The organism is Streptomyces sp. NPDC047453 (genome assembly GCF_040643155.1).
Taxonomy (GTDB): Bacteria; Actinomycetota; Actinomycetes; order Streptomycetales; family Streptomycetaceae; genus Streptomyces.
The window spans coordinates 16,010-29,092 of the sequence record NZ_JBEYTS010000049.1 but is presented as its reverse complement, the minus strand read 5'-3'; the positions used below and the strand labels follow the sequence as shown (position 1 = coordinate 29,092).

3 protein-coding genes and 2 pseudogenes are annotated in these 13,083 nt (G+C 73.1%); 2 read left to right on the top strand and 3 right to left on the bottom strand.

The features are described 5' to 3' along the window. Nucleotides 1-39: 39 nt before the first annotated feature. The 3 genes from ABZ818_RS30545 to ABZ818_RS30535 form a co-directional block, all read right to left on the bottom strand. Nucleotides 40-6,843 (bottom strand): SDR family NAD(P)-dependent oxidoreductase, encoded by a 6,804-nt coding sequence (locus ABZ818_RS30545; RefSeq protein ID WP_361421630.1) that lies wholly within the window; start codon nucleotides 6,841-6,843, stop codon nucleotides 40-42. Further along, entirely contained in the window at nucleotides 6,840-10,907 is a 4,068-nt protein-coding gene (locus tag ABZ818_RS30540; protein WP_361421627.1) for an amino acid adenylation domain-containing protein, read from the bottom strand. Before ABZ818_RS30540 ends, ABZ818_RS30545 begins: the two co-directional genes overlap by 4 nt. 95 nt (nucleotides 10,908-11,002) lie before the next feature. Further along, a complete protein-coding gene (locus ABZ818_RS30535; RefSeq protein WP_361421624.1) occupies nucleotides 11,003-11,755 on the bottom strand; it encodes a class I SAM-dependent methyltransferase in 753 nt (250 codons plus the stop codon). Between the two features lie 336 nt (nucleotides 11,756-12,091). On the opposite strand from ABZ818_RS30535, the pseudogene ABZ818_RS30530 reads away from it, so the two are divergent. Then, nucleotides 12,092-12,298: pseudogene (locus ABZ818_RS30530) on the top strand (rhomboid family intramembrane serine protease); the annotation flags it as partial. Between the two features lie 124 nt (nucleotides 12,299-12,422). Next, a pseudogene (locus tag ABZ818_RS30525) lies at nucleotides 12,423-13,072 on the top strand (CatB-related O-acetyltransferase). Nucleotides 13,073-13,083: the final 11 nt, after the last annotated feature.

Genomic DNA, 13,083 nt, shown 5'->3' with positions numbered 1-13,083 from the left:
CACGAGAGGTTCGGATGTCAGGACGAAAGGTCTGGGGGCCTACCGGTCGGCGCGTACGGCGGCCAGGGCCCGGTCGATCAGGGCGGCGGTCCGGCGTACCGCCGGGTCATGCAGCAGTGAGTAGTGGTGGCCCTGGACGGTGTGGGCATCGACCGGGCCGTTGACGTGCGGCAGCCATCCCAGGGCGGGCAGGTCCCCGGCGTCGTCGACGCCCATGCCGACGCCGGCGTTGTGCGGCGAGGGGCGGGACGCGGCGATGAGCAGCAGGCGGGTGGCCGGATCGGTGAGGTGTCCGGCCCGGTGGTCCGCCAGCGCCCGCAGGTGGCGTTCGAAGACCTCCAGCCGGGTGTCGGCGGTGTCCCGCGGGCCGAGCAGGCCGGCCAGCCGCAGCCGTTCGGTGACGGCCTGGCGTACAGCCGCCGGACTCAGGGCCTTGCGGATCACCTCCGCGTCCGCGCCCAGGCCGAGATCGAGGTCGAGGAACGCCTCCAGCGAGCGCTGGTAGCGGATGGCCGCGAAGGCGGTGTCCTGGGCGCGGTCGGTGCCGCCCAACGCCCGTATGCGGTCGGGGGTGTTGGAATCGATCAGGACGAGGAGGTCGGTTCTCTCGCCGCGCCGTTCGAGTTCGACGGCCATCTGGTGGGCGACCGTGCCGCCCATCGACCAGCCGCCCAGCAGGTAGGGGCCCTGCGGCTGGTGGGGGCGCAGCGCGTCGAGGTAGCGGTCCGTCATCTCGGCGATGGTCCCCGGCCCGGTGCCGCCGGTCAGTGCGGGATCGGTGAGGGCGACCACGGGCCGGCCGTCGGTGAGGAGACGGGAGAGTTCGCCGTAGCACAGCACGTCCCCGCCGGAGGGATGCATCAGGAACAGTGGGCGGTCGCCATTGCCGTCGTGCAGCAGCATGGCCGCGTCGGTGTCGGGACTCGCACCGTACCCGGACGGTTTCCGTGTCCGGGTTGCGTCGGCAGGTACCGCCCGATCCGGCTCTCGGACCGGGGCCGCGGACGCGGAACGGGGCTCCTCGAGGTCCCACGCTTGCGGTGCGTCGGCCAGTCGACGCACGCGCGCGGTGTAGGCGGCGAACGCCGCGTCCGCTTCCTTGGCGGGCAGGGCGCTTTCCAGTACGTCCCACTGCAGCAGGAGCGCCCCGTGCTGCTCGATCACCTGGTGGTCCAGCCAGGTCTGCGGGGTGCTGCTCACGCCGTACACGGGTGTGCCCGCCCAGTCCAGGTCGTGTCCGCCGCCGAGCGGACCGGACAGGCCCAGGGCGCTGGTGAAGACCACGGGAACGGACTCGGTGTGGCCGGTGCGCGAGGACTTCTCTGCCAGCAGGTCGAGTGCGGAGAACTCCCGGTGGTCCAGGTCCTCGAAGAGGGTGCGCTGGGCCCGCACAGCTGCATCTGCGAAGCAGCGGGTGTCCGAGCGGTCCACCTCGTGCAGCATCAGCGAGGTGAAGTCGCCGACCACTGCGTCCGCTCCGGGAAGGTGCGTGGGCCGGTCGAAGAGGGTGAGGGTGAGGGCGAACCGGTCCTGCTCCGACCACTGGGCGAGGGCCTCCCCATAGGCCGCCAGCAGGACGGCGGTGGGGGTCAGCCCACGCCGGGCTGCCTCGGCCTTGAGGGCGTCCCAGCGGTCCGGCTCCAGACGGGCGGTGCGCCGGGCGAAGCGGGGCCGGTCACCGAGATTCTGTGTCTGTACGGGAAGCGCAGGCGCGCCGGGCACGTCATCCAGTCTGGCGCGCCAGTAGGCGGCGGCCCGCGCGTATTCGGGGCCGTCGGCACGGCGCTCGAGCGCGGCCACGCAGTCCGCGAAGGTGGTGTCCAGTGCGGGCAGGTGAGCACCGGGATCGCGGTAGAGGATACGCAGTTCGCGGTCCCACATCAGGTAGCTGGCGGTGTCGCACACCAGCACGTCCACGTTGACGAACAGCCGGACGACGTCGCCGGGCAACCGGGCTGCCCGGATGTCGACCAAGGGCCAACGGCCCGGGCGGGGTTCGCGGCGCACCATGCGTTCGCGGACGCGCTCCAGCTTCCGGGCGCGTTCGGCGTCGTCGTCCTTCGTCAGGTCCTGCACACGGATTCGGTAGCGGGGCACCCTCTCGAGGACCCGGTTGCGGCCTTCCGGTGAGATGACCGCGCGCAGCATGGGATGGCGGGCGATGACCGCGTTCCACGCCGCTTCGTAGCGGTCGGTGTCCAGGCCTGGACAGTCGTACTCCAGGTGGAAGGAGCACGGGACGTCGCCGAGGCGGTAGCCGCCGGATCCGCCGACCCAGTAGGCGTGCTGCACGCGGGTGAGGGGGAACTCCCGCGGGCCGTCGCCGGGTGCCTGGGGCAGGAGCGCCGTGTTCCCCGCCTCTACGGGCGTGTGCCGCGGCTCCCCGCCGGACAGCAGCGGGGCCAGGGCGGCGATGGTCGGCCGGGCGAGCAGGTCCTGCAGCCGGAGGTCGGCTCCGTGGTCGTCGCGCAGGCGGGCGAGCATCCGGGTGGCCAGCAGGGAGTGCCCGCCGAGTGCGAAGAAGTCGGCGTCGCGGTCGGTGACGGGGAAGCCCAGCAGGTCCGACCAGACCTCGGCCAGTTGTGTCTCGGCACCCGGGGCGAACTCGGCACCGGTCTGCGGCTGTGCCGTGGACGCGCCCGAAGCGGGTACGGCGGTGGGCGTGCCCGCAGTACGGGGCGCGAGATCGGCCGGCGATACCGCGACGGAGGCCGGGGCACGGCCCCGGGCCGCCAGCGCCAGCAGTCGGTCCACGGTGCGCATGCCGTCGGCCAGGCCGATCGAGTGCCTGGAGGCCACCGTGCGCTCGCTCCGGCCGGGGCCCACACGCCAGCCGTCCCAGGCCACACTGAGCCAACTGGGGGATCCCAGGCCCTGGGTGTGCTCGTGTTCGGCCAGCGCGTCCAGATAGCGGTTGACGGCGGCGTACGGGGCGAGGCCGAGGCCGCCGACGAACGCCGTGGCCGAGGACATCAGCAGCACGGTGGCCGGGCGGCGGTCGGGAGGGAGGCTGTGCACGGCGGTGCGCAGCGCGAGGGCCGCGGTGACCTTGGCGTGCGCGTGCGCGCGCACGGTGTGCTCCTCGGTGGCCCGCAGCGGTGCGACGGCGGCGGAGGCGACCACGCCGGCGGCGTGCACGACCAGGTCCAACGGTCCATCACGGTTGGTTAGTTCTCGCAGCAGTTCCGTGGTGGCGGCGGTGTCCGCGGCGTCCGCGGCACGGACCTCGATGTCGGCGCCGGAGTCCCGCAGGAGGCGTACCGTCTCCGCCCTTTCGGCTTCGCTGCTGCCGGGTACCGGGTTCGGGCCGAGCCCGGTGCGGCCGGTCACCACGACCCGTCGTCCGGAGCGGGCCAGATGCCCGGCCAGGGCCAGGCCCACGTCTCCGAGGCCGCCGAGTACCACGGCCGTGCCGGTGGCACCGTCAGCGCCGGCGGGCCCTTCCGGGTCCGGTGCAGGCATCGACGGCCGCCAGGGCGTGATGCCGCGCGTCCAGCGGTGTCCGCCGCGGACGGCGCACTCGATGCCGCTCGGGCCACCGGACACCAGGTCCGCGGCCTCCGCGAGCACGGCCTCCGGATCGATGGCGTGCGGCGGTCCGGCCGGCAGGTCCAGGGCGCGCCAGCGCAGGCCCGGGAACTCCTGGGCGAGGACACGGGGGACGGCAAGGGTGGCGGCGGCGTGGGCCGCGGGGCGGTCGGAGCTCTCCACCTGCTGGGCGTTGTGGCTGATGTGGAGCAGACAGGTGCGGTGCGCCCAGGATGCGGTGGTCCGCGCCACCCCCGCATAACGCAGTACCGATGCGGCGACGGTTCCGGCCGGGTCCGCTGCGTCGTCGGCCGGGTCCTCGCCGGTGTCGCTGTGCGGGCCGATCACGACGACGCCCTCACAGAACGTGTCCGGGTCTCGGGCCGCCTCGTCGAGGGTGACGGCGTGGGCGCCCGCGGCGGCGAGCGCCGCGCGCACCCGCTCGGGCAGCGGTGAGTCCGACGGGCCGTCGACGAGCCAGCGGCCCCGCAGCGCCGACCGGTCCGTGTCGGCCGGGGGCGTGCGCCGCCATACGGGCAGTTGGAAGGGTTCCGCCTCATCGGGAGCTGCCTGCGCGGTGTGGTGGCCGTGCTCCGGTACTGCCGCGGCCGACCGGTCGGCCGCGGAGCTTGTGGCGGGCGGATCGATCCACAGCCTGCGGCGTGCCAGGGGCAGGCCCGGCATGACGACCCTGCGGCGTCCCGGGCGGTGCAGGGCCGCGGCGTCCAAGGGAACTCCCAGTGTCCACAGCTCTCCGGCGGCCGCGAGCAGCGCGGCACGCCCTCCGCGAGGCTCGTCGCGGTCGGGGAAGGTGGCCAAGGTGGCCAGTGGCCGCCGGTCTGGCTGCTGCCGGGCCAGTTGGAGCAGTGCGCTGCCCGGTCCCGCCTGAACAAGGACGGACGGCCCTTCGCCCAGGGCGGCGGCCAGGGCGTCGGAGAAGCGCACCGTGGAGCGCAGGTGCGCCACCCAGTGGTCGGCGTCGGGAGCGGTGTGCAGCAGCTTTCCGGTGAGGGTCGTGGCGAGCGGGATGCCGGGGACGCGTGGCTGGACGGTGTCGGCGGCCGCGCGCAGTTCGGGCAGGATCGGGTCGACCAGGCGGGAGTGGGCGGCCGCGTCGAGGGAGAGCCGTACGGTGCGCTCGCCGCGCGCGGTCAGGGTCCGCTCCAGTTCGGTGACGGCCCGCGAGGGTCCTGACACCACGCAGGACTGCGGGCCGTTGACCGCGGCCAGGTCCAGTTCCGGATGGTCGGCGAGCAGCGACAGGGTCTGCCGCTCGGCCAGCGGGACCGTCAGCATCGCCCCGCCCCCGGCCGCCCTGGACATGCCGCGTGAGCGGACCGCCACCAGGGCGGCGGCGTCGGGCAGGGACAGGGCTCCGGCCAGGACGGCGGCGACGTACTCGCCGAGGCTGTGGCCCACCACCGCGTCCGGTTCGACGCCCCAGGAGCGCAGGGTGCGCGCGGCGGCGAGGGAGACGGTGAACAGGGCCGGGAGGCCGTGGGCGGGGTCGCGCAGCAGCCGGCGCGCCCGGTCGTCGGACGGCTCGGCCGTGATCAGCGTGGTGAGGTCGGTACCGGTGCCGTCGTCGAACAGATCGGCGCACTCGCGCACGGTGCGGGCGAACTCCTCTTCCTCGGCGCAGAGTTCGCGGCCCATGCCCGCGTACTGCGCTCCGCCGCCGGGGAAGGCCAGCACGATCCGGGGCGCAGTGGGGCCAGGACGCCGTCGGGAGGCGGTGCGCAGCGCACGGGTGTCGGCCTCCGTCGCCCCGGTGATCACCGCGGCGGCGCGGTACGGCAGTGTGGCGCGGCCGGTGTGCAGGGTGTGGGCGGCGTCGGCGGTCTTGACCGCCGTGGTGCGCAGGGCGGTCGCGGTGGCCTCGGCCAGGCGGGCGAGGGCGTCGTCGCGGTGCGCGCTGAGCAGGGCGAGGTGCGGGCGCGGGTCGACGGGGGGTTCCGGCCGGACGGGGGCACTGCCCAGGACGACGTGGCAGTTGGTGCCACCGATGCCGAAGGAGCTGACTCCCGCGTACCGGGGGCCGGTCCAGTCGGTGGCCTCGTGGACGACGGTGAAGGGCGAGTCGTCCAGGTGAAGGTCGGGGTTGAGGGGCAGGGCGTCCAGCGTGGACGGCAGCAGACCGTGGTGCAGGGCGAGTACGGTCTTGGCGAATCCGGCGATGCCGGCTGCGGAGTTGGCGTGTCCGATGTTGCTCTTGACCGAGCCGAGGGCGCACCAGGCCGGGCCCGTGTCGCCGAAGACGCGGCGCAGCCCGGCGACCTCGACGACGTCGCCGAGGCGGGTGGCGGTGCCGTGGGCCTCGACGTAGCTGATGTCCCTCGGCGTGAGACCGGCCACGGCAAGCGCCTCGGAGACGACACGGGCCTGTCCGCGCGGCGAGGGAGCCGTGAAGCCGGTGCGGTCGCCGCCGTCGTTGTTCACGGCGGAGCCGTGCAGGACGGCCAGGACGGGGTCGCCGTCGGCAAGGGCGTCGCGCAGCCGTCGCAGTACGGCCACGCCGACGCCCTGGGTGTGCACGATGCCGGTGCCCTCCGCCGAGAAGGCGCGGACACGGCCGTCGGCGGAGAAGATCCCGTCGGGGACATGGAGGTAGCCCCTGCCCTGCGGAACGATCAGGGAGGCACCCCCGGCGAGGGCGGTGTCGCACTCCCCCGCCAGCAGCGACTGCGCCGCCAGGTGCACGGCGACCAGGGACGTCGAGCAGGCGGTGCCGACCGCGACGGCGGGTCCGGTGAGCGCGAGGCGGTGCGCGACGTGCAGGGGGAGATAGTCGGCCACCCCCGCGAGGGCCGCCTGGAGACTGCCGACGGGGTCGGTTGCGGAGGCGGCGTAGCGGTCCGCGAGGTTACGGGCGAGGTAGTCGCTGTGGGCGGCGCCGGCGAAGACGCCCACAGCTCCCGCGCCGGCGCCGCCGCCGTGCCCGGCGCTCTCCAGGGCACGCAGGCAGGCTTCCAGGAAGAGCCTCTGCTGGGGGTCCATCACCGCCGCTTCGGCATCGGTCAGGCCGAACGGCTCGGGGTCGAAATGGTCCTGTTCGTCGATGACCCCGCTGACGGGGATGTGGGCCGGGTTGGCCAGCAGGCGCGCGGGGACACCGCGTCCGGCCAACTCCCGCTCGCTGTGCCGGGTCAGTCCGCTGCGGCCCTCGACCAGCAGGTTCCAGTACGCCGCCGTGTCGGGGGCGCCGGGGAACCGGCAGTCCAGGGCGGTGACCGCGATCAGGTCGTCCTCCACGGCCGGTTGATCCGGCTGGGGGGCGTCCGTCATGTGTGCGCGGGGGAAGGTTGGTTCGGTCATCGCGTGCTCTCCTCGGCCAGGGCGCGTGCGGCGACGCGGGAGGTCCTGCGCGCGGGCCGTTCGGGCTGCGGGGTCGTGGGCAAGGGAACGGAGCCGGTGCCGCCGGCGCCGGGAGGTGGGGAGGTGTCCCGGGCACGTTGCGCGGTGATGCGGGCGGCCAGGGCGGCGACCGTGGGGTGCTCGAACATGTCGGCGAGCGCGAGGCGGGGGGCGATGCTCTCGCGGAGCCTGCGGTGGGTGAGGACCAGGGTCAGGGAGGTCGCACCGAGGGCGTTGAAGGTGCTGTCAGGTGTCACCGGCAGGTCGGTGAAGTCGGCCAGGACGGCGGTGAGCGCCTCCAGCACGGCCGGGTCCACCGTGCCCTGGCCGCGGCCGTGGGGGGACGTACGAGGTTCGGTGACGTGCCGGTCGGAGGCGGGGGCACCGGACGTCGTTGCAGGACCGGTGGCCGAGGAGGGCGTCGTGACGGCGCTCCCGCGGAGGTGGCAGACCACCTCCGCGAGTCCGCCGACGGCCAGGCGCGGTTCGGCGGCCGTGCCGTCGGTGGTTCGTGCCACCTGCCTCAGCCAGTGGGCGGACGCCTCCAGTGCCTGGTCCGGCCGGAGCCGTCCGGGACGGATCACGAGGGCGGCCTCCAGCCCCAGGGCGGCCGCCTCGGCGAGCGCGGCAGCGACCCATTCCTCGCCCGTGGCGGTGGGGGCGGCGGGCCCGGCCGGGACCGTACCGGAGGGCGCGGAGGGCTCGTTCTGCTCGGCGGCGACCGTGCCGGACACATCGGCAGTCGTGTGCTGGGCGTCGGCCGGTGCGGCGGTCAGCGCCGCGTGGTCGATCTTGCCGTTGGCCGTCACCGGCAGTTGGTCAAGGATCACGAACCGGCTGGGCACCATGTAGTCGGGAAGCCGTTCACGCAGGGCGTCCGCCAGCTCCTGAGTCGTCGGCGGCTCGCTCGCTCCCCGGGGGGACAGGTGCGCGACCAGCCGGGGACGCCCGTCCGGGCCCCGCACCGCCGACACCACGCACTGGCGGACCGCCGGATGGCGGGCAAGCACCGCCTCCACCTCGCCCAGTTCGATGCGGTGCCCCCGGATCTTCACCTGCCGGTCGACGCGTCCGAGGAACTCGATGGTGCTGTCGGCGGACCACCGGCCGAGGTCCCCGGTCCGATACAGCCGACGGCCCAGTATGGGATGGACGGCGAACCTCTCGGCGGTCTGGACCGGATCGCCGGTGTAGCCGCGGGCCAGTCCGTCGCCGCCGATGAACAACTCCCCCGCCTCACCGACCGGGCAGGGCGCGCCGTCCTCGTCGAGGACGAAGAAGCTCTGACCGCGCAGAGCCCTGCCGTAGGGGATGCTGCGCCAGCGCGGATCGGTGCGCTCGATCGGGTAGGTGATGGACCAGATGGACGCCTCGGTGGCCCCGCCCAGGCTCATCACCCTCGCCTGCGGGGCGAGTCGGCGCAGCCGGTCGGGCAGGGACAAGGGGATCCAGTCGCCGGAGAGCATCACCAGACGCAGGGTGCGCAGCGCCGTGGCGGCCTCCTCCGGTTCCATCTCCGCGTACTCGACGAGCATTTCAAGCAGGGCGGGGGCGGTGTTCCACACGGTGACGCCATGACGGCCCGCCAGCTCGAGCCAGTGCTGCGGGTCGCGCTGCCGCGCGGGGTCGGGCAGTACCAATGAGCCACCGGCGCCGAGGACGCCGTAGATGTCGAACACGGACAGGTCGAAGCTGAGTGCCGACAGGGCCAGCACCCGGTCCTCGGGGCCGATGGCGAACCGGTCGACGATGTCGTCGATGGTGGTGCGAGCGGCCCGGTGCTGGATCTCCACGCCCTTGGGGCTGCCGGTGGAGCCCGAGGTGAAGATGGTGTAGGCGAGGTCGTCGGCGCGTGGGGCTGCGGGCGATGGCACGGGTTCGGCGGGGTCTGCGACGCTGCGGGCGGGCCGACCTGCGGCGGTCAGGCGGTGCGCGGTGACGCCGTCGGGCCAGTCGGCCTTCACTCCGCGGCCGGTCAGTGCATGCCGGACGCCCGCCCGCTCACAGACAGCGGCGATCCGCGCGGCCGGCCAGGAGGGTTCGACCGGCAGGTAGCCCGCTCCACTCAGGTTGACGCCGAGTACGGCGGTGATCTGCGCGGGCCCCTTCTCGCAGGCGACGGCGACCATGTCGCCGGGTCCCACTCCGTGAGAGGCCAGCAGCGCCGCGGTGGCGGCGGCGTTGTCCGCGAGGCGCCCGTGGGTGACAGTGGCGGCGGAGGTGCGCAGGGCAGGCCGCTTCGGCTGCCGGCGTGCCGCGTCGACGGCCGGATCGTGCAGCAGCGGGCCCGCAGTCGGGAAGGGCACGGCGTCGAGGGGCTCTTCGGGGTGGAAGGAGGGATCCCAGCCCAGCGCCGGGTCACGCCAGGCGTCGGGCCGCGTCAGGGTTTTCAGCAGACGTACGTAGGCGCCGAGCAGGGCCGGGATCCAGCCATCGGGGAAAGCTCCCTCGACGGCATCCCAGGCCAGGCGGAGGCGCCCGCCCTCGTCCCACACGATGTGGTCGAGCAGGACCTGGGGGGTCTGGGAGATGCCGTACACCTCCCGGCCGAGCCAGGCGGCCGGCGGTTCCCCGTCACCCGCGAGACCCACCCCGCTGGTGAAGACCACCGGGTGACTGGGGGCTCCCACCGTCTGCGAGGTGCGCGCCCGCAGGTCCCGGAGCACTTCGACACCGGAGACGGACCGGTGGTCCAGGTCCTCCCAGAAGCGGTGGTTGACGGCGGTGGCGTAGTCGGCGAAGCCCTTCCAGTCGGCGGGGCTGAAGCGAGGCGTGCCGACCAGGGCGGTGGTGGTGAAGTCGCCCACCACGCCTTCGGCCCCACGGCCGGATTCCGGACGGTCGAACAGGGTGGTGTTCAGGCATATCCGCTCCCCGGCGCCCCACCGGCCGAGTACGACGGCGAAGGCCGCGAGCAGGGCGGCGGTGGGTGTGACCGCGTGCTCGGCACATCGGGCGCGCAGCTCGGCCCAGGTGCCGGCGTCGAGTTCGGCAGCGGAGCGGACGAAGCGGGGCGGGGTGGTGTCGGCGGGGTCGCGCAGCAGGGGCAGGCGCGGCGACGGCGGCAGCTCGGAGGCGCGTTCGGCCCAGTAGGCACGGTCGCGTGCGCGCCGGTCCGCCCACTCGGGGTCTCCGGAGCGGGCGCGCTGGAGGTCGGCGAACTGCGCCGGCGGTTCGGGAAGCCGGTCGGCGGGGTCCTCGACGAGACGGCCCCACTGACGCATCAGCAGCATCCAGCCGGCCAGATCGGTCAGGAGTACGTCCACCCCGACGTGCAGCCGGGTCCGCCCGTCGGGCAGCAGCGTGGCGTGGATGTCGAACAGCGGCCAGGAACCGGTGGGGTGGTTCTGGTGGGAACGCTCCTGACGCAGGACCGACAACATTTCCTGGACCCGCTCGGCGGGTTCGTGACGCAGGTCGGTGACGCCGACCCGGTAGGGGCCGGGGGCTTCGGCGATGTGCTGGCGGCCTCGGTCGTCCACCGTCATGCGCAGCATCGGATGGTGTTCGATCAGCCGGTTCCATGCGGTTTCCAGTCGGCCCACGTCCACGAGCGGGTCCGCGTCGTCGGGCGTGCGGTCGTACTCGTAGTAGTAGTAGGTGGCCACTCCGCCCAGTGGCATGCCCTCGGCTCGTCCAGCGAGGTACGAGGCTTGAATGGGCGTCAGGGGGAAGCCCTCCGCTGACGTCTCCTCACCGCGCCGGACATCACGGGGTGCCGTTCCCGCCTGTGCCTCGCGGTCGAGAGGCCCGGAGCGCGGTGCGCCGTCCGGCACCTGTACGGCGAGAAGGCGGTCCGCCACCGCGCGGGCCGTTGCGGCGTCACCGAGGAAGGCGGTCAACGGCAGGTCCTGACCGGTGCGTTCGCGGATCCGTCGCCTCAGCCGCACCGCGGTGAACGATTCGAGTCCCAGGGCCGCGAGCGGAGTCGTCAGCGTGACCTTCTGCGGTGGTGTGCCGAGGACTTCGGCTATGCAGTCGATGACGCGGGCAAGGATGTCGTCGCTCGGCACAGGCTGGTTCATCCGGTCTCCGTTGCAGCGGCAGGCAGGAAGGCGCTTCCCCCTTCAGGCAGGGGGAAGCAGGACACCAGTGAACCTAAATGAAAATGATTATCAGATCAACCACTGTGTGACGACGTTGTGCTCACACGCTCCAGAACACACAACCCCAGCACCGGATCACCGGCCCGGCGCAGAGTGAGCCCCGCCTCGGCAGCCTCGGCCGTCAGGGCGTCCTCCGTTGCGACCCACCAGCGGTACTCGACCGAGGCCCCGGCCAACACCTGCCCTTGACGCAGAACGTGGTAGTCCATGCGCCAGGTGATCTCGTCCACTCCGGAGGGGCGCGCGCTCGCCCAACCCTCGTACTCCAGTTCACCGATGGCGACATGAGCCATCCGCACGCGCCCCACCTCCGTCGGGGCGAACGGCGGAGTGACGTTGAACACCAGCACTCCGCCAGGGGCGAGTTGCCGGGCGGCGCGGTCCCACAGCGCGCGCCTCTGGTCGGGCGGCAGATGGCCGATCACGTTGAGTGCCACGACCGCGCGCACGCCGTCGGGCCATTCGGTGCTCGCGCAGTCGCCGGGAACCACCGTGACCCGCTTGCGCAGTTCGCCGTCCTCATGGACACGGGCAAGCAGGACGGCGCGCATCGCGGCGGAGGGTTCGACGGCGAGCACCGGCACCTGCGGCAGCGCGTCGCAGATGACGCGCACACCCCGGCCGGATCCGGCCCCGAGGTCCACCACGGCCCCCGTCACTGGCCGAACTTGCGACAGGACATCCGCCAAAGCCGGAGCCAACGGCTCCCAGGCATCGGCGATCAGGATGTCGAGATACTCCGCGGACCGCTCGTAGGGGTCGCTCATCACTGCTCCAGGAATCCGGTGTCACACGCGTCGTCGACGAGCGGGCGCGCACGCCGGACGCCTGGGTCCGCTGCCGTGGACACCGCAGACGCCGGATGGCCGGGGCACCCCTTCAAGGCAGGGCGCGCGACGCTCGCGCCGTACATTAATCGCAAATGAATACCATTACCAGAAGCGGGCTGACACAGGGATCTTGATGCAGCGCCGGACGGACACCACGGCGAGCACCCCTCGCACGGCGGGCGCGGGCGCCATCAGACGACTCAGTGGCCGTCCCAGTGACCCGCTTGAACGGCATGCCGGTGCCCGGCGGCGAACGTCATGGCTCGCGCATGCTGGGTGGTACTGGGCTTCTGGTTCGTGCTCCAGGCGTTCCACTCCTCCGGCCAGGCCGTCGCCGAGGCGGGCACCGTGGCCTACGCGGCCCACGTGGTCGGCTTCATCGCGGGCATGGTGCTCGCCTGGCCCCTCAAGCCTGGCACTCCCCCACCCCCCGAACCGCGCAGCATCCTCTTCGGACGGCAGACGCGACGCGCCTGGTAGGGGGCGAGTCGGACCTCCTTGCTCGGGGGCACCGGCCGGCACGCGGTAAACCGGTGTCCTGGACGGCGCGTTGCCGCGATCATGGACCGGACACCGGCACGCAACCGATGAGGAACCGCCCGCCATGCCTGTCCCTGCCGACCCGACGGTCCTTCACCCGATGCCCGGACAACCGCGGGTGGTGCTGCTCCGGCCGCTGGTGAAGTCCCCGCTGATCGAGGTCGGGGAGTACTCCTACTACGACGACCCGGACGACCCGACCGCGTTCGAGACCCGCAACGTGCTCCACCACTACGGGCCCGAGAAGCTGATCATCGGCAAGTTCTGCGCGCTGGGCACGGGAGTGCGGTTCATCATGAACGGCGCCAACCACCGCATGGACGGCCCCTCGACCTTCCCCCTCCCCACCATGGGAGGCTCCTGTCCGAGCACTTCGACCTGCTCACCGGCCTGCCGAACCGAGGGGACACCGTCGTCGGCAACGACGTCTGGTTCGGCCATGGCACGACGGTGATGCCCGGTGTGCGGATCGGACACGGCGCGATCATCGCCACCGGCGCCGTGGTCACCTCCGACGTACCCGACTACGGCATCGTCGGGGGCAACCCGGCCCGCCTCATCCGCACCCGTTACGACGACCGGGACATCGCCCGGCTGCTGGCGGTGGCCTGGTGGGACTGGCCCGCGGAGCACATCACCGAGCATGTGCGGACGATCATGTCGGGCAGCATCGCCGATCTCGAAGCCGCCGCCCCGGGCGCCCCGCACATGTGACGCGCGCACGG